23 protein-coding genes are annotated in these 24,116 nt (G+C 69.3%); 8 read left to right on the plus strand and 15 right to left on the minus strand.

What is annotated here, in order from left to right:
- Positions 1-32 precede the first annotated feature (32 nt).
- Entirely contained in the window at positions 33-1,169 is a 1,137-nt protein-coding gene (locus DMP23_RS04350) for a sugar ABC transporter substrate-binding protein (protein WP_037819186.1), read from the minus strand.
- A 349-nt stretch (positions 1,170-1,518) separates the two neighbouring features.
- On the minus strand, positions 1,519-3,264 hold the full coding sequence (locus DMP23_RS04355; RefSeq protein WP_337824358.1) for a DEAD/DEAH box helicase: 1,746 nt from the start codon (positions 3,262-3,264) through the stop codon (positions 1,519-1,521).
- A gap of 227 nt (positions 3,265-3,491) precedes the next feature.
- Between DMP23_RS04355 and DMP23_RS04360 the strand changes: the two genes are divergently transcribed.
- A complete protein-coding gene (locus DMP23_RS04360) occupies positions 3,492-4,718 on the plus strand; it encodes a YihY/virulence factor BrkB family protein (RefSeq protein WP_337820236.1) in 1,227 nt (408 codons plus the stop codon).
- Positions 4,719-4,720: 2 nt separating this feature from the next.
- On the opposite strand, the gene DMP23_RS04365 is transcribed toward DMP23_RS04360, so the two are convergent.
- The gene (locus DMP23_RS04365; protein ID WP_134731151.1) at positions 4,721-5,572 is read right to left on the minus strand and encodes a hypothetical protein; all 852 of its coding nucleotides are present in this window, start codon (positions 5,570-5,572) and stop codon (positions 4,721-4,723) included.
- A gap of 128 nt (positions 5,573-5,700) precedes the next feature.
- Positions 5,701-5,943, minus strand: a complete 243-nt coding sequence (locus tag DMP23_RS04370) for a DUF3039 domain-containing protein (protein WP_020657970.1) — start codon at positions 5,941-5,943, stop codon at positions 5,701-5,703.
- An 84-nt stretch (positions 5,944-6,027) separates the two neighbouring features.
- On the opposite strand from DMP23_RS04370, the gene DMP23_RS04375 reads away from it, so the two are divergent.
- From DMP23_RS04375 to DMP23_RS04385, 3 genes are read left to right on the plus strand one after another with little or no spacing between them, the layout of a single operon-like run.
- Entirely contained in the window at positions 6,028-6,684 is a 657-nt protein-coding gene (locus DMP23_RS04375; protein WP_337820237.1) for an HD domain-containing protein, read from the plus strand.
- A 9-nt stretch (positions 6,685-6,693) separates the two neighbouring features.
- Positions 6,694-7,608, plus strand: coding sequence for a pseudouridine-5'-phosphate glycosidase (locus tag DMP23_RS04380; protein ID WP_337820238.1), 915 nt, complete (start codon positions 6,694-6,696; stop codon positions 7,606-7,608).
- Complete coding sequence (locus DMP23_RS04385; protein WP_134668171.1) at positions 7,605-8,474, plus strand: carbohydrate kinase family protein; 870 nt, start codon at positions 7,605-7,607, stop codon at positions 8,472-8,474. The genes DMP23_RS04380 and DMP23_RS04385 overlap by 4 nt, the downstream gene beginning before the upstream one ends.
- Positions 8,475-8,866: 392 nt before the next feature.
- Here the strand turns inward: DMP23_RS04385 and DMP23_RS04390 are convergent, their stop codons facing one another.
- Both DMP23_RS04390 and DMP23_RS04395 read right to left on the minus strand, forming a co-directional pair.
- Positions 8,867-9,211 carry a DUF3099 domain-containing protein gene (locus DMP23_RS04390; RefSeq protein WP_134668229.1) on the minus strand — a complete coding sequence of 115 codons (345 nt, stop codon included), beginning with the start codon at positions 9,209-9,211 and terminating at the stop codon, positions 8,867-8,869.
- Between the two features lie 8 nt (positions 9,212-9,219).
- Positions 9,220-10,512, minus strand: coding sequence for an amidohydrolase (locus DMP23_RS04395; protein WP_037810035.1), 1,293 nt, complete (start codon positions 10,510-10,512; stop codon positions 9,220-9,222).
- Here DMP23_RS04395 and DMP23_RS04400 point away from each other — a divergent pair.
- The 4 genes from DMP23_RS04400 (at position 10,505) to DMP23_RS04415 (ending at position 16,687) form a co-directional block, all read left to right on the plus strand.
- Positions 10,505-12,037, plus strand: coding sequence for a class I SAM-dependent methyltransferase (locus DMP23_RS04400; protein WP_337824359.1), 1,533 nt, complete (start codon positions 10,505-10,507; stop codon positions 12,035-12,037). The two genes, DMP23_RS04395 and DMP23_RS04400, sit on opposite strands and share 8 nt — an antisense overlap.
- Positions 12,034-12,459: a D-aminoacyl-tRNA deacylase gene (gene dtd, locus DMP23_RS04405; RefSeq protein WP_337820239.1), complete on the plus strand. Its 426-nt coding sequence runs from the start codon at positions 12,034-12,036 to the stop codon at positions 12,457-12,459. Before DMP23_RS04400 ends, dtd begins: the two co-directional genes overlap by 4 nt.
- 277 nt (positions 12,460-12,736) lie before the next feature.
- Positions 12,737-13,768, plus strand: a complete 1,032-nt coding sequence (locus DMP23_RS04410) for a sigma-70 family RNA polymerase sigma factor (RefSeq protein WP_037810032.1) — start codon at positions 12,737-12,739, stop codon at positions 13,766-13,768.
- Positions 13,769-15,025: 1,257 nt separating this feature from the next.
- On the plus strand, positions 15,026-16,687 hold the full coding sequence (locus tag DMP23_RS04415; RefSeq protein ID WP_337820240.1) for a fumarate hydratase: 1,662 nt from the start codon (positions 15,026-15,028) through the stop codon (positions 16,685-16,687).
- Between the two features lie 18 nt (positions 16,688-16,705).
- Here the strand turns inward: DMP23_RS04415 and DMP23_RS04420 are convergent, their stop codons facing one another.
- The 9 genes from DMP23_RS04420 to DMP23_RS04460 form a co-directional block, all read right to left on the minus strand.
- Entirely contained in the window at positions 16,706-17,143 is a 438-nt protein-coding gene (locus DMP23_RS04420; protein WP_037810029.1) for an SRPBCC family protein, read from the minus strand.
- Between the two features lie 317 nt (positions 17,144-17,460).
- Positions 17,461-17,961 (minus strand): hypothetical protein, encoded by a 501-nt coding sequence (locus tag DMP23_RS04425; RefSeq protein ID WP_235146630.1) that lies wholly within the window; start codon positions 17,959-17,961, stop codon positions 17,461-17,463.
- A 44-nt stretch (positions 17,962-18,005) separates the two neighbouring features.
- Complete coding sequence (locus tag DMP23_RS04430) at positions 18,006-18,494, minus strand: hypothetical protein (RefSeq protein ID WP_337820241.1); 489 nt, start codon at positions 18,492-18,494, stop codon at positions 18,006-18,008.
- A 74-nt stretch (positions 18,495-18,568) separates the two neighbouring features.
- Positions 18,569-19,366 (minus strand): ABC transporter permease, encoded by a 798-nt coding sequence (locus DMP23_RS04435; protein WP_337820242.1) that lies wholly within the window; start codon positions 19,364-19,366, stop codon positions 18,569-18,571.
- Positions 19,344-20,207: a 2-aminoethylphosphonate ABC transporter permease subunit gene (locus DMP23_RS04440; protein ID WP_337820243.1), complete on the minus strand. Its 864-nt coding sequence runs from the start codon at positions 20,205-20,207 to the stop codon at positions 19,344-19,346. The genes DMP23_RS04435 and DMP23_RS04440 overlap by 23 nt, the downstream gene beginning before the upstream one ends.
- Positions 20,204-21,271: an ABC transporter ATP-binding protein gene (locus tag DMP23_RS04445; RefSeq protein ID WP_337820244.1), complete on the minus strand. Its 1,068-nt coding sequence runs from the start codon at positions 21,269-21,271 to the stop codon at positions 20,204-20,206. Before DMP23_RS04445 ends, DMP23_RS04440 begins: the two co-directional genes overlap by 4 nt.
- Entirely contained in the window at positions 21,268-22,302 is a 1,035-nt protein-coding gene (locus DMP23_RS04450) for a 2-aminoethylphosphonate ABC transporter substrate-binding protein (RefSeq protein ID WP_337820245.1), read from the minus strand. Before DMP23_RS04450 ends, DMP23_RS04445 begins: the two co-directional genes overlap by 4 nt.
- A complete protein-coding gene (locus DMP23_RS04455) occupies positions 22,299-22,985 on the minus strand; it encodes a phosphonatase-like hydrolase (RefSeq protein ID WP_337824360.1) in 687 nt (228 codons plus the stop codon). The genes DMP23_RS04450 and DMP23_RS04455 overlap by 4 nt, the downstream gene beginning before the upstream one ends.
- Positions 22,979-24,097 (minus strand): TIGR03364 family FAD-dependent oxidoreductase, encoded by a 1,119-nt coding sequence (locus DMP23_RS04460; RefSeq protein ID WP_337820246.1) that lies wholly within the window; start codon positions 24,095-24,097, stop codon positions 22,979-22,981. Before DMP23_RS04460 ends, DMP23_RS04455 begins: the two co-directional genes overlap by 7 nt.
- Positions 24,098-24,116: the final 19 nt, after the last annotated feature.

Consider the following 24,116-nt stretch of genomic DNA (forward strand, 5'->3'; position numbering starts at 1 on the left):
CCCGGCTGCTCTGGCGGGGAGTTACTGCTGCGTCAGGAGATGCCGTTTTCGGTGCACTTGGCGGCGAGGTCGCCGGTGCAGATGTCGGACGCCTTGACGTAGCCCTGCTGGACGACGGTCTTGATGTCCTTGATCGTGATCAGCTGCGGCTGCAGCAGCACCGACTTCAGGTCGCGGTTGTTCTTCGGGTCGTGCAGCTTGCCGGTGGCGATCGCGTCGGCGGCGGCCTTGTCGCCCTTGGCCAGCGCGGCGGCCAGCTTCGCGGTGTTCTCGGCCTCTTCCTTGATCGGCTTGAAGATCGTCAGCGTCTGGTCGCCGCGCAGGATCGCCTGCAGCCCGGCCGCGGTCGCGTCCTGGCCGGTGACCGGGACCTTCCCGTTGAGGCCGTTCTTCTTCAGCACGGTGATCACCGCGCCCGCCAGCTCGTCGTTCGCCGCGACGACGCCGTCGACCTTGCCGCCGACGCGGGTGAAGATCTGCTCGAACGTCGTGCCGCCGACCTGGGCGTCCCAGTTGTCGATGGGCTGCTTCTGCACGAGGTTCAGCGCCTTGGACTCATACAGCGGCTTGAGGACCTTGTCGTGGCCGTTGGCGAACAGGGTCGCGTTGTTGTCCGTCGGCGCGCCCTCGATCTGGACGACGTTGGCTCCCGGCTTGCTCTTCAGCGCGTCCGCGAGGCCTTGCGCCTGGATTTCGCCGACCTTCTCGTTGTCGAACGAGACGTAGTAGTCGGCCGAACCGCCGAGGCTCGGGCGGTCGTAGTCGATGACCGGGATGCCTGCGTTCTTGGCCTTGGCCTCGATCGCCGCGCCGACCGCGGGGTCGGACGGGGCGATGACCAGCACCTTGACGCCCGAGCTGATGAAGCCGTCGGCCAGGGTGGAGAACTTCTGGTTGTCGCCCTGGGCGTTCTGGATGTCGGCGCTGAAGCCCTGCGCGGAGAGCGCGGCCTGCAGCATCGGCTTGTCGAAGGCTTCCCAGCGGGCCGAAGTGGCGGTCTCCGGCAGGATCACGCCGACCTTGCCGTTGGCGCCGCCGCCTGCCGGGGCGGAGGCGGAGCTCTTGCTGTCCCCCGAGTTGCCGGAGCCCGCGCTGTTGGCGCCGCACGCCGAAAGCGCCAGGCCGGCGCTCACCGTCGCGGCGAGGAGGGTAAGGGTTCTGGTGCGCATCCTCGTTCCTTCTCCGATCATGCTCGCGGGGTGATCGGGAGGGGTCCCCGTGCACCGTCGCAGATATGTTGTGGCCGACAACATATGCTGCGGAGCGGCTCTGCGGAAGATGGCGGGATCGAGTAACCGACACCAAATGGACACGGTTCGGCAACGCAGCCCTCATCAGGGGCTTGCGCTGACTGAGTGATCCCTGCCACGCACCGAGCGTAACGAGAACTTGTCCGGTCTTGTCCGGTCCGCAGGGCAGGGGTGCCCGTTCAGGCGCCCGGATCGAACCGGACGAACCGTTCTACCTGGGGAAGGGGCGCACGGACCCGCCGTGCGCCCCGCCGCGGTGCCTGGAGAACTACCAGGAGCGCAGCGTGACGATGCGCTCTTCGAGCTGCTCCACCGTCGCCATCGCGGTGGGCGGGCCGCCGCACTGGCGGCGCAGTTCGTTGTGGATCGCGCCGTGCGGTTTCTTCGTGCGGTGGTGGTACACGCCGACCAGCGCGTTGAGCTCCTTGCGCAGCGCGCCGAGCCGTTCGCTCACCGACTGCGACCGGACCGGCGGCGCGGCCGGCTGCTCGTCCTTCGGCTTGCGCCGCTTCTCGTCGGAGATCTGCTCTTCCTGCCGCTTGCGCAGCAGCGCGCGGACCTGGTCCGGCTCCAGCAGCCCGGGAAGGCCGAGGTACTCCTGCTCCTCGTCGGAACCGGAGAAGACCGCGGTGCCGAACGAGTTGCCGTCGTAGATGACCTGGTCGAGTTCGGCGGAGGCGTGCAGCGAGGTGAACGCCTTCTCCTCCTCGCCCGGTTCGGCCTCGGTGCGGTTGGCCTGGGCGAGCAGTTCGTCGTCCCAGCCTTCCTTCTCCCGGTGCGGTTTGCCGAGCACGTGGTCGCGCTGCGCTTCCAGCTCGCTGGCCAGTTCCAGCAGCACCGGCACGCTCGGCAGGAAGATGCTCGCCGTCTCGCCCTTTTTCCGGGCCCGCACGTAGCGGCCGATGGCCTGCGCGAAGAACAGCGGGGTGGACGCGCTGGTCGCGTACACGCCGACGGCCAGCCGCGGGACGTCGACGCCTTCGGACACCATCCGGACCGCGACGATCCAGCGTTCCTTGGTCTCGGAGAACTCCTTGATCCGCCCGGACGCCTTCGGGTCGTCGGACAGGACCAGCGTCGGCGTTTCGCCGCAGATCCGCTCCAGGATCTTGGCGTAGGCGCGCGCGGTTTCCTGGTCGGTGGCGATCACCAGGCCGCCCGCGTCCGGGATTCCTTGCCGTACCTGGCTGAGCCGCGTGTCGGCGGCCTGCAGCACCGCCGGGATCCACTCGCCCGCCGGATCGAGCGCCGTGCGCCAAGCGCGCGCGTTCTGCTCCGCGGTGAGCGGCTCGCCGAGCCGCGCGGTGAACTCCTCGCCCGCGCTGGTGCGCCACGACGCCTCGCCGGAGTAGGCGAGGAAGACGACCGGCCGGACCACGCCGTCGGCGAGGGCGTCGGAGTAGCCGTAGGAGTGGTCGGCCTTGCTGCGCTGGAACCCGCCGCCGTCCGGTTCGTAGGTGACGAACGGGATCGGCGAGTCGTCGCTGCGGAACGGCGTCCCGGTGAGCGCGAGCCTGCGCACCGCGGGCGTGAACGCCTCGCTGGTCGCGTCGCCCCAGGACTTCGCGTCGCCCGCGTGGTGGATCTCGTCGAGGATCACCAGGGTCTTGCGGTTCTCCGTGCGCACCCGGTGCAGCGTGGGGTGCGCGGCGACCTGCGCGTAGGTGACCGCGACGCCGCGGTAGTCCGACGACGTGACGCCGGTGGTGTTGCGGAAGTTCGAGTCGATCGGGATGCCCGCCGCCGCGGCCGAGGCCGCCCACTGGTGCTTCAGGTGCTCGGTCGGGGTGACGATCGTGACCGCCTCGACCGTGCGGTCCGACAGCAGTTCGGCGGCGATCCGGAGGCCGAAGACGGTCTTGCCCGCGCCCGGCGTCGCGACCGCGAGGAAGTCCTTCGGCTTGCTCGACAGGTACTTCGTGAGCGCTCGGCGCTGCCAGGCGCGCAGCGGGCGCGCGGTGGAGTCCGTCGCTGCGGGCGGCGCCCCGAGGACCGGCTGGGTCGTCTCGGACAAAACTCGGTTCACCCCCTCCTCGGGCCGCTCCGCGCGGCCGTGACGTGCGAAAACCCCCACTGTGGCACCGGCTTCGCCGCCGGGCGCCGCGATGAGGGCACGTCGGCCAGCTTACCTTCCGAGTCCCCGGGCGCCCGCCACCGCCACGGGTGGTGTCCTCCGACACGCCCCCTCTCGGCGGGGGTGACGAGCCAAAACCGCGCGCATGGACCATGCTGGGACACACCATGGGCGAGGTGACACCGGACGCCGGCGAGGCAGAGCCGGACGGCAAGGCAGTGCCGAAGAAGAGCGTGCCGGAGAAGACCGTGCGCAGGGGGCCGTGGCGGCTGCTCACCCGCACGCTCGCGAAAGCGTGGGACGGCAACATCTTCTCCGAGGCCGCCGAGGCGGCGTTCTGGCAGACGCTGTCGCTCCCGCCGCTGCTGCTCGGGCTGCTGGGCAGCGTCGGGTTCATCGGCGAGTGGTTCGGCCAGAACGTGGTCACCGCGGTGCACGACCGGATCATCACCTTCAGCCACACCATCTTCAGCGCCAACGCCGTGCAGGAGATCATCGAACCGACGGTGAACAGCATCCTCACCGTCGGCAAGGGCGAGATCGTGTCCGTGGGCTTCGTCATCTCGCTGTGGGCGGGTTCGTCGGCGATGTCGTCGTTCGTCGACGCGATCACCGTCGCGCACGACCAGTACGGCGTCCGCAACGAGGTGTGGCAGCGGATTTTCGCGCTGCTGCTGTACCTGTGCGCGCTGATCGGGCTCGTGATCGGGCTTCCGCTGCTGGCGATCGGGCCGGACCTGCTGCCGGAGTTCTTCCCGGTCGACTGGCGGCCGATGGTCTCGTCCTGGGTCGGCACGCTCTACTACCCGGTGCTGGGCGTGATGATCGCGCTCGCGCTGACGACGCTGTACAAGCTCGCGCTGCCGCGCCGGCTGCCCTGGCACCGCGGGCTGCCGGGCGCGATGCTGGCCGGCGTGGTGTTCCTGGTGTCGAGCATCGGGCTGCGGATCTACCTGAACTGGATCACCAAGACCGGCTACACCTACGGCGCGCTCGCCGCGCCGATCGCGTTCCTGCTGCTGATGTTCTTCATCGGCCTCGCGGTGGTCGGCGGCGCGTATTTCAACAGCGCGATCCAGGAGCTGTGGCCCGCGAAGGCGACCCGGCGGCAGCGGCGCAAGTGGCGGCGGCTGGAGATGGAACGCGCGAACGAGCGGATGCGGGCCGAGGAGGGCCGCCGCCTGTGGGACCGCACGACGATGCCGTTGCGCCGGCCGAAACGGCACCCCGAAGACGACACCGCCGAGTCCGAGACCGGCCACGACGAGCCGAACGGCGCCGAGGTGCAGCGCCCCGAATCGGAGACCGTGCAGCTCGCGCGGCCTGAGCGTGCCCCGGACCAGCGCGGCTCCGAGCCTTCTTCCGGCTCGGAACCGCGCTCGCAGCAGGGCTGAGGTCAGCCCTGGCGGAACCGCCACGTCTTGCTGTCGAAGGCGATGCAGACGCTCGGCGACATCACGACCACGCGCAGGGTGCCGCCGTCGCGTTCGTCGTAGTCGATGCCCTCGACCTCGAAGTTGCCGCCGCAGCCGCTTTCCAGCGGCAACTGGCCGAGCGAGGTGACGTGCCCGGTGACATCGGAGCCGGAGACCGAACCGGAGAGATCGACCTGCAGCAGCGGTTTGGTGGTGCCGAAGAGGCTGCCGTCCGGGTCGTCGGAGGAGCACATGAGCCGGGTCGCGGAGACGAAATCGCAGCCCTGGACGTCGCGTACCTGGTGGTCGAGCCGGATCGCCGAGGCGTACGGCAGGTTCTGGCCGGGGTCGGTGGCCGCGACGCCGGGCATCGGGTAGACGAGCAGGCGGTCCATCGTGCCCCATTCGCCGGACACGAGCCAGCGCGCGTCGGGCGACACCGCGGCGAACGAGTTGTTGTTGGCCTCCCACGATTCCAGCGCGTGCTGGTAGTCGGCGCGGGAGCCGTCCGGGGCTTCGACGCGGAAGAGCTTCGCGCCGCGGTCGTCGCGCTGGTAGGGCTCGACGTACCAGCCCTTCGCCGACCCCGGGTCGCCGATGTGGTTCCAGCCCTTCGAGGCCAGACCCGGGTCGACGGTGCCGATGCCGGTGTAGCGGATGCTGGTGCCGGACGAGCGCTCGACAGTGGCGAGGCCCTGGCTCTCGTCGAGCGGACGGGCCCGGTCCGAGCCGACGGTGGTCCATCCGGTCACCGCGTCCGCGGCGCCCGCCGCGACGGCGCTGAAGGCGGACATCAGGACGACGAGGGAAAGCACGATCCCGGTTGCGCGCATGCGGGGACACTCCTGCGGGGAGGCGACTGGCCGGACTGCAGGTCTACCAGTTCCTCCCCGGGTGCACAGCCACCGAGTGAAGGATTTTCACCTTTGTTCCCGCGCACCGGGACGCGCGGGAAGCGCGCTCAGTCGTCGCCGCCGGGACGGAGGCCCTCGTAGATCTTCTTGCACTTGGGGCAGACCGGGGACCCCGGCTTGGGCGACTTCGTGACCGGGAAGACCTCGCCGCAGAGCGCCACGACGTGCGTTCCCATGACCGCGCTCTCGGCGATCTTGTTCTTGCGCACGTAGTGGAACATCTTCGGCGAGTCGTCGTCGGTCGACTCGGTGCTGTCGGTCTCCGGCTTGGTCAGCGTTTCGGTGCTCACCCCACCATCATGCCTCAGCGCCGCGCCCGCGGTAATGCCCGGCTAGGCTCGCCTGACCTGCCAAGGGACCCCTCAGGAGCCCGGATGCCGCACGAGTCCGCACCCCGCTGGCACAGCTGCCTCACCCGCCTCGGCGGCGACCACCGCGTCGGCCACGACGCCTGGGCCGACCTCGAAACGCGCTACACCGAACCGCACCGCCGCTACCACGACCTCGCCCACGCCACCGCCGTCGCGCACGACGCGGAGCGGCTAGCGGCCGACCTGCCCTTCCACGAACGCGCTGTCGTCGTACTCGCCGCGTGGGCACACGACGTGGTCTACGACGCCGTACCCGGCGAAGACGAGCAGCGCAGCGCGGAGTGGCTTCGCCGCTGGCTCACGCGCGCAGGGGTTGCCGCTGCGCACATCGACCAGGCCGGAGCCCTCATCCTCGCCACCGCCGCCCACGAAGCCCCTGAAGGCGACCTAGCCGCAGCAGCCCTCCTCGACGCCGACCTAGCCATCCTCGGCGCACCGCCCGCCGTGTACGCCGCGTACGTGGACAACGTGCGCCAGGAGTACGCGCACTATCCCGACGACGCCTGGGCAACCGGCCGCGCCGCGGTACTGGAAAGCCTCCTCGCGCGACCTGCGCTGTACCTCACCGAAAGCGCGCGCTCACGCTGGGAAGCCGCCGCGCGGCAGAATCTGCAGGCAGAGCTGACCCGATGCCGCAGCGTGCGCGGCGATCACAGATGATGTCCGTTCGTGACCACCCAGACCACTCCCCTGTTCGTCCACGAGGAAGTCGCCTCGGCGTTGCGTGACGGTCACCCCGTCGTCGCGCTCGAGAGCACGATCCTTTCGCACGGCCTCCCGTACGGACGGAACCTCGACGTCGGCCGCCGTATCGAGCAAACCGTACGAGACGGCGGCGCCGTCCCGGCCACCATCGCCGTACTGGACGGACGGCCGGTCATCGGCCTGTCCCCCGCCGAACTGGAGCGCGTCTGCGCCCCCGACGCCGGCTTGGACAAGCTGTCCCTGCGCGACCTCGGCCCCGCGGTCGGCCTCGGCCGCTCCGGCGCCACGACCGTCGCCGGCACCTCGCCGCTCGCCGCGGCAGCCGGGATCGGCGTCTTCGCCACCGGCGGCCTCGGCGGCGTGCACCTGGGCGCGGCACAGAGCTGGGACGTCTCGGCCGACCTCGGCGTCCTCGCCAAGGTGCCGACCGTGGTCGTGTGCTCCGGCGTGAAGTCCGTCCTGGACATCCCCGCCACCCTGGAAGTGCTGGAAACGAACTCGGTGCCCGTCCTCGGCTACCGCACCGACGACTTCCCCGCGTTCTACCTCCGCTCGTCCGGCCACCCCGTCGGCTGGCGCGTGGACGACCCGAAGCAAGCCGCCGCGGTCATCTCCGCGCACCGCCGGTACGCGAATTCGGGCGTATTGTTGACAAACCCGATTCCGGAAGAGTCCGAAATGGACCGTGCACTGCACGACCGCCTGCTGCGCGAGGGCCTGGCAAAACTGGCCGACGGCGACGTACACGGCGCGGACGTGACCCCCGTGCTGCTCGAGCATTTCCACACCGCCAGCGAAGGCGTCAGCATCGACGCGAACGAGGCTTTGGTGCTGTCCAACGCCAAACTCGCGACCGAGGTGGCGGTGGCCCTGTCGTGACCGGAATCGTAGTAGTCGGCGACGCGGGCCTAGACGTCGTCGCGCGACACGACCAGCCCCTCCCCCACGGCGGCGACGCCCGAGCAGCAATCCGCTTCACCGGCGGCGGCGCCGGAGCGAACACCGCCCTGTGGCTGCGCTCCCTGGGAGCAGAAACCACCCTGATCGCCCGAATCGGCGACGACTCGGGCGGCCGCCTGATCCGAGCCGAGTTGGAAGCCGCAGGAGTCCGCTGCGCCTTCGCGACCGATCCGGAAGCCCCGACCTGCTGCGTAGTAGTCCTGGTAGACGGCGAAGGCCAACGCAGCATGCTCGCCGACCGAGGCGCGAACAAACGCTTCGCCCCCGAAGACGTCACCTCCGAGGCACTGGCAGGCTCCACCCACCTGCACCTGTCCGGCTATGTCCTGCTGGACCCGTCCTCCCGCCCCGCAGGCCTAGCCGCACTGGCCGCCGCGAAGAAAGCCGGGCTGACGACCTCCGTGGACCCCCAAGCAGCCGCCCACATCCACGACCCGTCAGCCTTCCTGGACGACGTACGCGGCACCGACCTGCTCATGCCGAACACCGAAGAACTAGTCGCCCTGACCGGCTCCGCAGACCCGTCCTCGGCCACCGAACTGCTGAACACCGTAGGCGCAGTAGTAGTAACCGCAGGCCTGGACGGCGCGAGCTGGATCGACGCAACCGGCGTCTCCTCAGTCCCAGCAGTAGAAACAACCTGCGTGGACTCCACCGGCGCAGGCGACGCCTTCGACGCAGGCGTCCTCACCACCTGGCTAGCCGGAAAGTCCACAGTGGACGTACTACGCACAGGCACCCAACTAGGCGCACTGGCAGTAAGCCGAATCGGCCCGCAACCCTAAAACAAAGGTCCGTGAGGGGCCCCCTGACAGCCCCAGATTCCCTCAGGGCCCCCCTCACGGCCCCACCCTCGCCACCCGGGATGCGCCCCAATGTGGCATTGGGTGCGTCAGACGCACCGAACGCCACATTGGGTGCGTCACATGCACCCAATGCCACATTGGGGCGCTAGCCCCACCCGAGAACCGGCAGCCGACGCACCCAAACCAGCGAGGCACCCACACCACCCCCGCACCCCGATACGAAGCTCATCTGCGGTCGGTGGGTGCTTGTCAAGGCATCTTTCCCGCCTTGACAAGCACCCACCGACCGTCAGCACAATCAAGCTTCGGGGTGCCCCACGCAACCCCCACGGCAATGTCGCCGCCAGGCGACGAGCCGAATCACCCGTCAATCACCCGTCAATCACCCGATGCTTCCGCCCCTCGATCTGCCGAGCATCCCGCGCATACCGATTGACCTTCTCCGACTTCTTAGGCGGCCGGTCATTAGCGATCAGCACAGCGATCCAAGGCAACGGCACGGAAATCACCAAAAACAAAATAGCCAGCCACCACGTGTGATAAGTCAGCCCGGCCAAAATAAGACAGGGAATCCGGCACACCATCATGATGACGTACTTCCGCTTCCGCGACGCCAGCTGATCGTCCAGCGACGGCTCGGCCTCGGTGATCAACACAGGTTCGGGGCGGGGATCGGCTCCGTGGGGTGCGTTCACAGCACCACCTCCGTGTTCCATCGTCTCACTCACCGGCCTTCCGCGACACCCGGGCGGGCAAACCGGGACAACGCGGCGACGACCAGCGTCTCGACCCCGGTCCGCAGCGTCGGGTGCAGCACCGGCGCGAACTTGGACGAGTGGTTCGAGGGCACGTCGGTCTCGAACCGCCCCTCGGTCATCGCCGTGATCACCTGCTGCGCGTCGAACCCTCCGACCAGCCAGAACACCGACGGCACCCCGGCCGCCCGGCCGAACTCGCTGAAGTCCTCACTGCCGGTGACCAGGGGCGCGGGCATCGTCGCCTCAGCACCGAAGTGCCCGCGAAACACCTCGGTCAACTCGTCCGACGCGGCAGTGTCGTTCGCCGTGACCGGATAGGACGCGACGACCTCCACCGTCGGCGGCTGAGGCGCCCCCGCGGCCGCGGCTTCACCGTTCACGATCCGCTCGATCGCCTTGCGCAGCCGCACCAACACGGCGTCGTCGAAGGCCCGAGTGTTGACCTCGAGCACGGCATGGTCAGCGATCACGTTCGCCGCGGTCCCGACATGCATCGAGCCGACAGTCACCACGGCAGGCTCGGTCGCCGCGATCTCGCGCGACACGATCGTCTGCAGCTTGAGCACCACGGACGCCGCCAGCACCGCCGGGTCGACCGTGGTTTCCGGCCGCGACCCGTGCCCGCCGCGTCCGTGCAGGGTGATCCGCAAGGTGTCGGTCGCCGCCATGATCACGCCCGGCCGGGTCAGCACCCACCCGGCCGGACCAGGCACGATGTGCTGCCCGAAGACCACGTCGGGACGGCCGACCCGGTCGAAGAGACCGTCGCGGACCATTCCGGCAGCTCCGTCCCCGGCCTCTTCCCCAGGCTGGAACAGCGCGAGCAGCGTGCCGGACCACTCGTCCCGCGAAGCCGCGAGAAGATGCGCGGCACCGGAGAGCCACGTCGCGTGCATGTCGTGCCCGCAGGCATGCATCAGCGGCACTTCGCGACCCTCAGAGTCGACGCCGCGCGCAGTGCTCGCGTACGAGAGCCCCGTCTGCTCCTCGACCGGCAACGCGTCGATGTCCGCACGAAGCAGCACAGTCGGTCCTTCGCCGTTGCGCAGGACGCCGACTACGCCGGTGCGACCGATGCCGGTGTGCACCTCGAAGCCGTCTTCAGTCAGCCGTCGGGCCAGCTCGGCTGCCGTGCGGGTTTCGGTGAACGCCAGCTCGGGATGACGGTGCAGATCGACGTACAGCGCTTCAAGCTCCGGCAGTGCCGCTTCAAGCGGAGCCAGGACACGCTCGGTGGTCTCGGTGGTCACGATGCTCATCGTGGCAGGCTTACCCACCGTGAGCACGAACACGCCTCTTCCTGACCTTTCCGACGACCTCTGCGCGCGGCTGCGCGAAGCGTTCCGACGCACCGGCTACGACGCTGACGGCGTCGTCGACGCGCTCGGCGGCGCAGCGCACACGGCGCTCGGCCGCGGCGAGCCCGAACCCGCCCGCCGCGCGAGCCTCGACGCCGGCGACCTCGGCGTCTTCATCCGGCTGTTCCTGCTCGGTCTCGCCGAGCCGGAGAAGGCCGTCTCGTCGGCGTTCGCCCCGCTCAGCGCGGACGACGCGGTGGCAGCGGGCATCCTGCGGACGGTCGGGGACGAGTTCCGCGCCGCGCTCGACATCCGCCCGCACGGCGACGAGGACGGTTCGTGGTGGGTCGTCTCCGACCTCGACGCCGACATGCTCGGCCACGTCGTGCCCGAGGACCACGTTCTCGGTGTCGGCCACGCGTCGCTGAGCCTGATCCGCGCGACCAGCCGCCGCCCCGTCGGCACGTTGCTCGACCTGGGCACCGGCAACGGCGTCCAGGCGCTGCACGCGACCCGGCACGCGCAGCGAGTCACCGCGACCGACGTGTCGGCCCGCGCGCTTGCGCTGGCCGCGGGCACCTTCCGGCTGAACGAGCTGGACGTCGAGCTGCTGCGCGGCGAATGGTTCGCGCCCGTCGCGCGCCGCCGTTTCGACCAGATCGTGTGCAATCCGCCATTCGTGGTCGGTCCGCCGCGCGTCGACTACACCTACCGCGACTCCGGCTTGGCCGGCGACGACGCGAGCGCGCTGGTCGTCCGTCAGCTGCCGAGCTTCCTCAACGACGGCGGCACGGGTCAGCTCCTCGCGTCGTGGCTGCACCGTCGCGGCGAAGACTGGGGCGACCGCGTCGCGCGCTGGCTGCCCCCTGAGACGGACGCCTGGTTCGTACAGCGCGACGTCGCCGACCCCGGGCTGTACGTCGGCACCTGGCTTCGCGACGAAGGCATCGACCCACGCTCGCCCGAAGGCCGCGCGAAAGCCGCCGCGTGGCTCGACTGGTTCACCGAAAACGACGTACAGGGCATCGGATTCGGCTTCGTGACGCTGCGGCGCGCGAACGGTCAGACGCCGACTGTTGTCTGCGAAGACCTGCGACAGGCTTACGACGACCCGCTGGGTCCCGAAGCAGCGAACTGGCTCGACCGCGTCGAGTGGCTGCGTACGCACGGCGACAATGTGTGGGACGTAGCGTTTCGGGTACCCGACACAGTGCTGCTCGAACGCGTCGACTCTCCCGGAGATGAGGGCTGGGAAACAACCGTGCGGCGGTTGCATCGCACCGACGGACCCGGTTGGCAGCACGAGGTCGACGAACTCACGACGCGCCTTCTCGCGGGTTGCCGCGGCGCGTTGCCGCTGTCGGATCTGCTGGACCTGCTGTCCGCCGCGCAGGGCCTCGATTCGGCTGAACTGACCGCCGCCGCTTTGCCGATCGTCCGCGAACTTGTGCGGCACGGCATGCTCGTGCCGGGTTCGCCGCGGTGAGGGCGGTGGCGGCGCGGGTCACCCGCGCGAGCGTGACCGTCGCGGGGGAGATTGCCGGAGAGATCAAGGAACCCGGACTGCTCGTGCTGCTGGGCGTGCACCGGGACGACGATCCCGGGAAAGCCGAAACGATGGCCCGCAAACTGCACGAGCTCCGGTTGCTGCGCGAAGAGGAATCGTGCGCGACGACCGGCGCGCCGCTGCTCGTGGTGTCGCAGTTCACGCTCTACGGCGACACCCGCAAGGGCCGCCGCCCGTCGTGGACCGCCGCCGCCCGGCCGGAAATCGCCGAACCCCTGGTGGACGCCGTGGTCGCGGAACTGCGCGGCCGCGGCGCGACCGTCTCGACCGGACGGTTCGGCGCGGAGATGGCGGTGGAAAGCGTGAACGACGGTCCGTTCACCGTTCTCGTTGAGGTCTAGACCACATTGGAGAAGGCCGCGTAACATCGAAGGCACGGAGCGCGATTCGAGCGCATTCCCCGGAGCGCAGCGGTTCTCAGCAAAACCTCAGTTTTGGTGGAGCAACCGCGAGGCGGGTACGCCCGTCCTCATTTCAGCGAGCCGGGAACGTTTCACCTACCCGGAGCGTTGAGACCAGTGTCCAGCCAAGCCGGCTGGGCCCGCGGACACGGGATTCCACAGGCCCCGTCCCGCAGGCGCCGGCGAGACACGTTCAGCCCGTGACCGGGGAGGCAGAATGTCAGTCCAGACTCTCGAACGCGAAGCGCGCGGGATTCGCGAGCGCGGGATTCCAGCACAGCAGACCGAGGAGCGGGTGAGCGTGGGGGCGCTCACCGACGCCGACCTCGACGCCCAGAGCCCCGCCGCCGACCTGGTGCGCGTGTACCTGAACGGCATCGGCAAGACCGCGCTGCTCACCGCGGCCGACGAGGTCGAGCTGGCGAAGCGGATCGAAGCCGGGGTCTTCGCCCAGCACATGCTCGACACCGCCGAGGGCCTCACGCCGCAGCGCCGCAAGGAACTGCGCGCGCTGGTCCGCGACGGCCACGTCGCGAAGAACCACCTGCTGGAGGCCAACCTCCGGCTCGTGGTGTCGCTCGCGAAGCGCTACACCGGACGGGGCATGCCGCTGCTCGACCTGATCCAGGAGGGGAACCTGGGCCTGATCCGCGCGGTGGAGAAGTTCGACTACTCCAAGGGGTTCAAGTTCTCCACGTACGCCACGTGGTGGATCCGCCAGGCCATCACCCGAGGCATGGCGGACCAGGGCCGCACCATCCGGCTGCCGGTCCACCTGGTCGAACAGGTGAACAAGCTGGCCCGGATCCGCCGCGACCTGCACCAGCAGCTGGGCCGCGACGCGACGCACGAGGAACTGAGCGCCGAATCGGGCATTCCGGTGCACAAGATCTCGGACCTGCTCGACCAGTCGCGCGACCCGGTGAGCCTCGACATGCCGGTGGGCACCGAGGAAGACGCCCCGCTGGGCGACTTCATCGAGGACTCGGAGGCGACCGACGCCGAGAGCGCCGTGATCTCCGGCCTGCTGCAAGACGACCTCCGCCGGGTCCTGGCCACGCTGGACGACCGCGAACAGCACGTCATCCGCCTGCGCTACGGCCTCGACGACGGCCAGCCGCGCACGCTCGACCAGATCGGCAAGCACTTCGGCCTGTCGCGCGAACGCGTGCGGCAGATCGAACGCGAGGTCATGGCGAAGCTGCGCCAGGGCGAGCGCGCCGACCGGCTGCGGGCGTACGCCAGCTGAGTTTTCTTCCCTCTCCGGACCCGGGCCGGGGTTCGGGCTCGGGTTCCGGGTTCCGGGGAGGGCGGAGAAGCCGGTCAGCGAGCATTCGGGCTGGCGCGGCGGACTGACCGGGCGCGGGGTCCGGTGAGCCCGGCCGCGGCAAGCACGCGGACAGGCACGGTCAGGGTTTTCCGTGGGAATCGGGTGGGGCCCGGTCAGGCGGGACGGGGACTCCTCGACCACAGATTGTTTCGATGGGCAGCGGTTCGCACCGCTGGTTGCGCAAGACCCTCGGTTCGGCTTTCGGACCGGGGGTCTTGTCGTGTCCGGACCCGGATTTCCACTGCCTGCCGCTCCGAGGACGGCGGAGTCGCCCGCCTTTGGGCTGGGGCCGGGTGTCCGGCCCCGGATTTCTCGCATCCACCGCTTCGACAACGGCGAGGTCGCCCGGCTTCTGGGCCGGGGCGCCGCGTCCAGCCCCGGATTTTCGCCATCCGACACTCCGATGGCGGCGGCATCGCTTCGCTTCCGGACTGGGTGCCGGAGCCAAACCCTGGATTTCCCCGTCCGCCGCTCCGATGACGGCAGCGTCGCTGGCTTCGTCGTCTCCAACCCCGTCCGTCTCCCTGGAAACGGCGGAATCGCGCAGCTCTCGAACTGAGGGCGCGCCCAGCCCTCCTCATCTGCCCCCCCGGTGCCAGCGTGCCTCCTCAGCTCCCGGACCAGCGGCTTCGTCCTACCCAGCCCCGATCCCCCCATCCACTACCTCGGCAAGAGCAACGTCGAATTGCCGACAAATCGCCTCATCAACACCACCAGCCCCACCAGCCTCTTGAGCCCCACCAGCCACTTCAGCTCCTTTTGAGCGCATCCTCCCCCTTTCGTGCCCCGTTTCATCCCCTTGATCCGATTCGTCCTGACACCCACCGCAATTCCGTCACCACTCCGCGCACCCGTTCGTGGAATTCGCGTCTCGTTCGCGTTTGGCGGTTCTGGGCAGTGGGTAGCAAGCGTTCGCGACCCCCGCTGTGCGGCGTCCGGTCAACGCGCCGGCGGGGGTCCCGTTGGTCACGCGGGGCGGGTGTGTGCGCATCCGGTCCGCTTTCCCCGGGAGGTCGGGTCCGTCGGGGTGGGCCCGGCCTCCCGACCATGCCTGCCCGAAACCCGCGGGAAGCACCGCTGGCGTGCGCTATCCCACAGCGTCCCCGCGCCCGTGCGACCGGGCGGAACCCGCTGAGTACCGTGAGCCAATCCCGATCAGGGCAAAGGAGCCTCGCTGTGCCGCCCACCACGTTCCAGCACACCGAAGTCCTGCCGCTCGGCAAGGACACCACCACCGAATACCGGCTGGTCACCGCCGACGGCGTCGAGACCGTCGAAGCCGCCGGGCGGAAGTTTCTGAAGGTCGATCCGGAAGCGCTGACGACGCTCGCGCGCACGGCGATCACCGACATCCAGCACCTGTTGCGTACGTCACACTTGCAGCAGCTGCGCGCGATCGTCGACGACCCCGAAGCCAGCGGCAACGACCGTTTCGTCGCGATGGATCTGCTCCGCAACGCGGCCATCTCGGCAGGCGGCGTGCTGCCGATGTGCCAGGACACCGGCACCGCGATCGTCATCGGCAAGCGCACCGAGGGTGTGCTGTCCGGCGGCGACGACGAGCGCGCGCTGTCGCAGGGCATTTTCGACGCCTACCAGCAGCTGAACCTGCGCTACTCGCAGATGGCCCCGATCAACTTCTGGGAAGAGCGCAACACCGGCACGAACCTCCCGGCGCAGATCGAGCTGTATCACAAAGACACCGACGCAGCGGACCCGTCGTACGAGTTCCTGTTCATGGCCAAGGGCGGCGGCAGCGCGAACAAAACGTTCCTGTACCAGGAAACGAAGGCGGTCCTGAACCCGAAGCGGCTCGCCCGGTTCCTGGACGAGAAGCTGCGCAGCCTGGGCACCGCCGCGTGCCCGCCGTACCACCTGGCGATCGTCGTCGGCGGCATGTCGGCCGAGTTCAACCTCAAGGTCGCGAAGCTGGCTTCCGCGCGCTACCTGGACAACCTTCCCGCCGAGGGGTCCGAGCTGGGCCACGCGTTCCGCGACCGCGACCTCGAGCAGCAGGTGCTGGAGATGACGCGCCAGTTCGGCATCGGCGCCCAGTTCGGCGGCAAGTACTTCTGCCACGACGTCCGCGTGATCCGCCTGCCCCGGCACGGCGCGAGCTGCCCGGTCGGCGTCGCGGTGTCCTGCTCGGCCGACCGCCAGGCGAAGGCGAAAATCACGAGCGAGGGCGTGTTCATCGAACAGCTCGAGCGCGACCCGGCCCGCTTCCTGCCGGACGTCACCGAGGAAGACCTGTCCGACGAGGTCGTGTCGGTCGATCTGAACCAGCCGATGGACCAGATCCGCGCCCAGCTGGCGCAACTGCCGGTGAAGACGCGCCTGTCGCTGACCGGCCCGCTGGTCGTGGCGCGCGACATCGCCCACGCGAAGATCGCCGAGCGCCTCGACGCCGGCGAGGAGATGCCGCAGTACCTCCGCGACCACCCGGTCTACTACGCGGGCCCGGCGAAGACCCCCGACGGCTACGCGTCCGGTTCGTTCGGCCCGACGACCGCGGGCCGGATGGACTCGTACGTCGCCCAGTTCCAGGCCGCGGGCGGTTCGCTCGTGATGCTGGCGAAGGGCAACCGCTCGAAGCAGGTCACCGCGGCCTGCAAGGAACACGGCGGCTTCTACCTCGGCTCGATCGGCGGCCCGGCCGCACGGCTGGCGAAGGACTGCATCAAGAAGGTCGACGTGCTCGAGTACGCCGAACTCGGCATGGAAGCGGTCTGGAAAATCGAGGTCGAAGAGTTCCCCGCGTTCATCGTCATCGACGACAAGGGCAACGACTTCTTCTCCGAAACCAGCGAACCGGTCCTGCAGATCAGCTTCCGCTGATTCCGGCTGACGCCGAGGTCATCCGGGAAACATCCCGCCCAACCGGGCGAGAGTTTTCTCGATGGCCTCGGCGTTGCGCTTAGGGAACCCGAGCAACCGAATAGCCAGCGGCGACCGAGCAGTAGACCAGTCGAAGGTCTCGGTGACCTCGGTGCGCCCGTCCTCGGTCGGCTCGAGCAGCCAACGCCACCGATGCCCGGAGAAGTGCCGCCAAGCAATCAGCCGATTCTCCTCGAACTCGACCACGGTGTTCTGAATCCGGTACGGCGCCCCCATCCGCATCTCCATGCCGAACCGCGCCCCCAACGACAACCGCGCCGGCGCCGACCCCTGACTGGCCCGCACCGTGCCCGACCCGTCAATGAGCGGATGCTGCGCCGGATCGACGAGCAACGCGAAAATCCGTTCCGGCGCCGCAGCAACGACAGCACTGCGCGAAACCTGGCGAGTTCCCATTCACGCAGCCTAGGGGCGCACCCCTCCCCCTGCCATCGACGCACACAACAAGTCCACTATGGACTTCCGAAGGAAGTCCAGACCCGCGCCGATGCACCCAACGATCAAGGCAGCCACACCCCCCCAACCCCGATACACAGCCAAAAACACGGCGCGGAGGTGCTTGTCAAGGCATCTTTCCCGCCTTGACAAGCACCTCCGCGCCGTAGTCACAATCAGGCTGAGGGGTGGTGGCCAACCTCAAGGCGCAATGTCGCCGCCAGGCGACGAGCCGAACGACCCCCCGACGAAGCCGTCCGACCCCTCACCCCACGACCTCACCGAGGCGGAGACTGCTTCAACACCACAGTCCTCTCCCCCAACGGCGCCCCCAACGGCACCGAAATCACCGGATGCCGCAGATCCATCGTGCACATCTGCCCGGTCTGTGCCTTGGTCTCGCTCAAATCCACCACCACCCGCTGCGCAGACTGCTCGACAGCGGACCCGAGCGCATGCCCGCACCCGCCTTCCTCAGCCCGCACCACGAGCACCTTCCCCCCGCTGTCCGAATAAACCTCCTTGGGAAACGTCTTAGGCAACGCAGCCCCGTCCACCTGTTTGTCCGGAACCCGCACCGCCCCCGCGGGCGGGTTGAACTGGGGCTTGCCCGGCGACGACGGCGGCGCCGAAGCACTGCCGCTCGGCGGCGCAGTCTCGGTCCCGGACGCTGGTGCGTTCGCCATGCTCGTCGGACTGCCGCACGCGGCTGCCATCGTGAGCACCAGTGCCGCGCCCGCCAGTCGTGTCGTTCCGATCAGCTTCGTCGAGTACCTCATGATCCCTGGACGGACCGACCGCCCCGCCGGGTTGCACCCGATCTTCACGGACCGGGCTTCAATACCAATTCCCGCCCGCCCAGCGGTGCCGCGAGCCGTACCGGCAACGAAATCTCCCGGATGTGCATGGGACACATCTGCCCGTGCGGCGCCTTGGTAAGCGTCACCAGCACGACAACCTGAGTCGCCGTCTGCTCCCCCGCCTTCGCGCTGAGCTTGTCGCATCCGCCTTCCTCGGCCTGGATCACCACGACCGAGCCGCCCTCGGCGAGCGTGACGTCGTGGGGATAGCCAGCCGGAAGGGCCGACGCGTTGACTTGCCCGGCCGCGGGCGCGGTGTCCCCCGGCGGCACGCCCTGCGTCGGACGGCTCTTCGGCGGCGCTGAAGCCGGCGGCGGGGAGACCGACGGCGAAGAAGACGGCGGCGAGGAAACCGACGTCGAACTAGCTGGCGGCCCCGAGGAAACCGGCGCAGCCACGGTTCCGTTGCCCCCGCACGCCGCGACCGTCAGCAGCAGCGCGCTCGCTCCCACGATTTTCCCTGTAGTCCGCATGCAACGCGGACGGAATCGCGGCCCGGAAGGTTGCATCCGGGCGGGAAACTATTTCACCGGGCCGAAGCCTTCCCCCGCACCAGCCCCAGCAGCACCACCCCGGCCAGTGTCACCACCAGCAACAGCACCGTGCTCGCGGACGCGAGAAACACCTGTCCCCGGTCAGTGAGGGAGAAAATGGTCGCCGGGAGCGTCCGCCAGTCTGGCGGGTACAGCATCATCGTCGCGCCCAATTCACCCATCGACATCGCCAGCGCCAAACCGGCCGAAGCCGACATCGCGGGCAGCAGCACCGGCAACCGCACGCGCACCAGCACCCGCAACGGACGCGCGCCGAGACTCGCCGCGGCCTGCGCGAGCAGCGGATCAACACGTTGCAACGCGGCCGAAACCGTGCTGTACGCGAAGGGCAGCAGGATCATCAAGTGTCCGGCGAGGACGATCCAGCGCGTGCCGTTGAACGCCACCGGCGGACGGCTGAACGCCACCAGCAACGCGAGCCCCAGCACCACCGACGGCACCGCGATCGGGAGGTGGAACAGCGAATCCGCGATCCGGCGCAGCCTCGGCGGCGCGTGGTCGACGGCCAGCGCGGCCCAGGTGCCGAGCACCACCGAGACCAGCGACGTGATCACCCCGGTCTGCACGCTCACCGACAAGCTCGCGAACGTCTCGCCGGACAGCGCGTCGGCGTAATGCGCCCCGGTGAGCCCGCTGGGCAGCACACCGGTCCAACTACCGGCGAACGACGCCAGCACGATCATCACCAGCGGCGCGGCCACCACCCCGAGGAAAACCACGCCGAACACCAGCCACACCAGCAACCGGCTACGCCGCGTCCACAGCAGCACGACGGCCCCCTCCCCTGACGACTCGCCGGTAAACCGTGTAGAGCACCAGCGACAGCACCACGTTCACCACCGCGACCACGGACGCGGCCGGGAAGTCGAACGTGACGATTCCCTTGCCGTACACCAGCATCGGCAACGTCGAGACGCCCTTGGCGCCGAGGAACAGCACGATGCCGAACTCGTTCATCGTCAAGAGCAGCACCAGACACGCACCGGACGCGAGCGACGGCAACGCTTCCGGCAGCACCACGCGCCACAGCACCCGGCCCGGCCGCGCGCCGAGGCTCGCCGCGACGTCCAGTTGGGCCGACGGAACCTGGCTGAACGCAGCAAGAGCGGGCCGCATCACGAACGGCGTGTAGAAGGTGATCTCGGCGAGCAGGACGCCCCACGGCGAGTACAGAAACCCGGCGGTGCCGAAGACTCCCGCGCCGCCGTAAAGGAAGGTGAAGGCCAGCGCGATCAGGAACGACGGGAACGCCAGCACCGTGTCCACGAGGCGGGCGAGCAGCGTCGCCCCGGGAAACGGGACGAACACGACAACCAGCGCGAGAAATCCGCCGAGCAGCACGCAACCGACGGTGGAACCCAAGGCCAGCAACACTGTCTGCCACACCGCGCGGCCGAATTCCGGCGACGACAGCACTTGCGTCCACACCGAAAGCCCGAAACTACCGTCCTGCGCGGTGAACGACTGCAGGATCACCAGCACCAGCGGATAGCCGAAGAACCCGGCGACCACGATCGCGGGCGGAAGCAGCCAGCCGATCCGGTACCGGCGGGGCCGCGTGCTGCGGCGAGCTGGGGCGACCGCGGCGGTGCCGAGGGCGAGGCCGGTCATCCGCCCACCCCCACCAACGGGCAACCGTCCGGAATGGACACCCCGACCCGGTCGCCGACCGCGGGCAGCACCGGACTGTCCGGCACCTCGGCGCGGATGTCGCACACCTCGTCGGTGAGCCGCAGGTCGAGCCGGTATCCGGAACCGCGCCACTGCACGCCGCGCACCAGAGCCGGGAAGGTGCCCGGTCCGGGTTCGCCGACCGAAATCCGGTGCGGCCGCACGCCGAGCGCCACCGGCCGCTCCGGTTGAAGCGTGCCGGACGGTTCGGCGGACAGCTCGCGCCCGGCCAGCCGGACCGTCGCGACGGTCCCGTCCGCACGCACCAGTTCGACCGGGATCAGGTTCGCCGCGCCGAGGAAGCTCGCGGTGAACTCGGTGGCCGGACGACGGTAAAGCTGTTCGCACGGACCGAGTTCGACCAGCCGGGAGTCGCGCAGCACCGCGATCCGGTCGGCGAGCGCGAGCGCTTCGCTCTGATCGTGGGTGACGTAGATCAGCGTCGTGTCCGGCAGTTCGGCCCGCAGCCGCAGCAGTTCCGCGACCATGTCCTCACGCAGAGCGGCGTCCAATGCGGACAGTGGCTCGTCGAGCAACAGGACGTTGGGCCGGATCGCGAGCGCCCGCGCCAGCGCGACCCGCTGCTGCTGCCCGCCGGACAGCTCACGGGGATACCGGCGCGCGTACTCGCTCATCCCGACCAGTTCCAGCACCTCGCCGACGCGCTTCACCACGTCCGCCCGGCGCATCTTCCGCGCCTTCAGTCCAAACGCGACATTGTCGGCGACCCGCTGGTGCGGGAACAGCGCGTAGCTCTGCACCACCACGCCGAGACCGCGCCGATGCGGCGGCAGATCGGTGACGTCCTGGCCGTCGAGCAGCACCCGTCCGGCGCTCGGCCGAAGGAACCCTGCCAGCGCCTTGAGCGCGGTCGACTTGCCGGAACCGGAGGGTCCCAGCAGCGCGAGGGTTTCGCCGCGCGCTACCGAGAGATCCAGCGGGGCAAGCGCTTGCGTCGCTCCGAAGTGGACGGATACGCCGCGGAACTCTACTGCCGGAGTCACTGCCCGGTGGCCTTCCGGTGCGCGGCGAGATCGGCGTCGAGGCGGCCGAGGACGTTGTTCCAGTCCGGGGTCCAAATGTCCACTCCGGACATCGCGGCGGTGATCTTCTCCGCCTTCGGGCCCTGCGGCTTGACGTCGGAGCGGGCCGGGATGCCGTACGCGTCGCTGGCCTTCGCCTGGGTTTCGGGCGAGAACAGGAAGTCGAGCAGCTTGCGCGCGTTGTCCGCGTGCGGAGCATTGTTGACCAGACCGGCGAAGTACGGCAGCGCGAAGGTGGACCGCTTGCCCTGCGCGTCAGCCGGGAAGAACACCGAGAACCCGCCGCTCTTGTCGATCTCGGCGAGGTTCATCTGCAGGTCTCCGTTGGCGACCAGGATCTCGCCCTTCGCGACCTTCGGCTGCAGCTTGCCGGTGGACGACGACGGCCCGACATTGTTCGCCTGCAAGCGGCCGAGGTAATCGAGCGCGCCCTGGTCGCCGAACACGTGCTGGGCCTGCAGCAGCACCGCGGTGCCGTCGCCCGCTTCGCCCGGCGTCGAGTACTGGAGCTTGCCCTTGTACTTCGGGTCGAGAAGGTCGTTCCAGGTCTTCGGGGCGGGGTTCGCCTGCTTCGGGTTGTAGATGAAGCTCAGATAGTTGTTCATCATCGCGTAGTAGCGGCCCTGCGGGTCCTTCTGCGCGGCTGGAACCTGGTCGACGCCCTTTGGCGCGGACGCCGCGAGCAGGCCTTCCTTCGCCGCCTGCTGGACGAACGGCGGGAGCGTCACGAGTACGTCGGCCTGAGTGTTGGCCTTTTCCTTGCCCACGCGCGAAACGACCTCGGCGGAACCGGCGGTGACGGCCTGGACGGTGATCCCGGCCTGCTGCTTGAACTCGGCGAACCGGGCGTTGTACCAGTCCTCGAGCCCGTCCGCGGTGTACACGGTGACGGTCTGGTCGCCGGACGCGCCGCCCGCCGTGCCGCCGCACGCGGACAGCAGGCCGGCGAGGGCCGCGACGAGAGCGACGACGGTCGCTTTCCGGATTCTCATGGCTGGGTGGCTCCTTCGAGTACGGCGGGGAGGGCGGAGACGGAGTCGAGAACGTGGGTCGCGCCTGCTGCTTCCAGGTCGGCGCGGTTGCTGGCGCCGGTGAGCACTCCGGCGGCGATTCCGGCGCCGGCGGCGAGACCGGTGCGGACATCGGTGGGGGTGTCGCCGACCACCGCGATGTTGCGGACGTCGGTGACCTGCAGTTTCAGCGCGACGGCGAGGATCAGGTCGGGATACGGCCGGCCGCGCACGCCGTCGCCGGGAGCGAGCGCGAGGTCGGCGAGGTCGTGCCAGCCGAGCGCGTCCAGCAGCGCGCACTGCGTCGTGGGCGCGAATCCGGTGGTCAACGCGACCCGGATGCCGTTCTCCCGCAGGCCGCGGATGGTTTCCTCGGCACCGGGGATCGGCTTGCACTCCCCGGCCGCGACCAGCCGTCCGTACGAGCCCTCGAATTCGGCGTTCGCGCGCTGGGCGAGGTCTTCGTCGCCGAGCAACGCGCGGAATACGACGATCTTCGACTGACCCATGGTTTCCCGGACGTAGTCGAGCATTCCGGCGTATCGATCGTCCTCTTCGGACACTCCGGCGGCGGCGATCGCCGCGGTGAAGGCGCGTTCGACGAGTCCGTCGTCCGCGACGGTGGTTCCGGCCATGTCGAGCACGACGAGTTCGGTGGTCACCAGCCCAGCTCCTTTGCGGTGTCTTCGGCGATTGCGGGCGAGCAGGTCATTCCCCGGCCGCCAGGACCGGTGACGAGAAAAGCGTTGCCGGACAACCGTTCCCGGTGCACCACAGCTGCCGAGTCGGTTGCCTGCGCGTAGACGCCGGCCCAACGGCGGCGGATTCGCGGCAGCGGACGGCCGAGCAGGGCACCCGCTACTTCGGCGAGGTGTTCGTACGGGTCTTCGGTGACGTCGAAGGAGAACGGCTGCGCGTACTCGTGCGTGTCGCCGATGGTGAGCGAGCCGTCGCGGCGCTGCACCATCAGCAGTTGCATCGCGTTCTGCGCGGCGATTTCGCCCTGCGGCTGGGCTTCGTTCATCGCGTCGAGCGCGCCACCGCGGTAGGCCGGGTAGTACCGGAAGCTGTCGCCGTCCGCGACGCTAGTGGGCAACGGCTCGTCGAGCGGTTCGGTCTGCGCCATCTGCAACCGGACCCGCCGCACCGGGATCTCGCCCACGATCTCACGGACCAGCCCGCCGAGCCACGCGCCGGTGCAGAACACCACGACGTCGCCTTCGTGGCGCTCGCCGTGATCGTCCACGACGCCGTTTTCGGTCAGGTTCCGCACCTCGCGGCCCGGCAGCCACTGGTAACGCCCGCTCGCTTTGAGCGCTTCACGGAGCGCAGGCTGCGCGGTCCGCGGTTCGACCGCCGCGTCGCGCTCGCACCACAACGCGCCGGAGAAGTTGCCGCGCAGAGCCGGGTTCAGCGCCCGGGTTTCCTTCGCGTCGAGCAGCTTGAAGCCGCGCTCCGCCGCCTCCGGCCCGGCGACGACCTCCTGCGCGACAGCCAGCTCAGCGTCGGTCCGGACGACCGTCAGTGAGCCGTTGGGCCGGAAACCCAGCGCGGGCACGCGTTCGCCGATCCGCTCCCACAGTTCCCGGGCGCGCACCGCCGCCTCCAGCTCCGGACCGGCGGCCCGCCCGCCGACCCAGACCAGCCCGAAGTTGCGGACGGACGCTCCGCGCGCCTCCGGCTCGCGTTCGAGCTGAAGGACTTCGTGGCCGCGTTCCACGGCCTGCCAGGCGTGCTGGGTGCCGAGCACGCCGCCGCCAACGATGAGGATTCGCACGGCCGCAACAGTCGCCGCC

This window comes from Amycolatopsis sp. A1MSW2902 (assembly GCF_017312175.1).
Classification (GTDB): Bacteria; Actinomycetota; Actinomycetes; order Mycobacteriales; family Pseudonocardiaceae; genus Amycolatopsis; species Amycolatopsis nivea.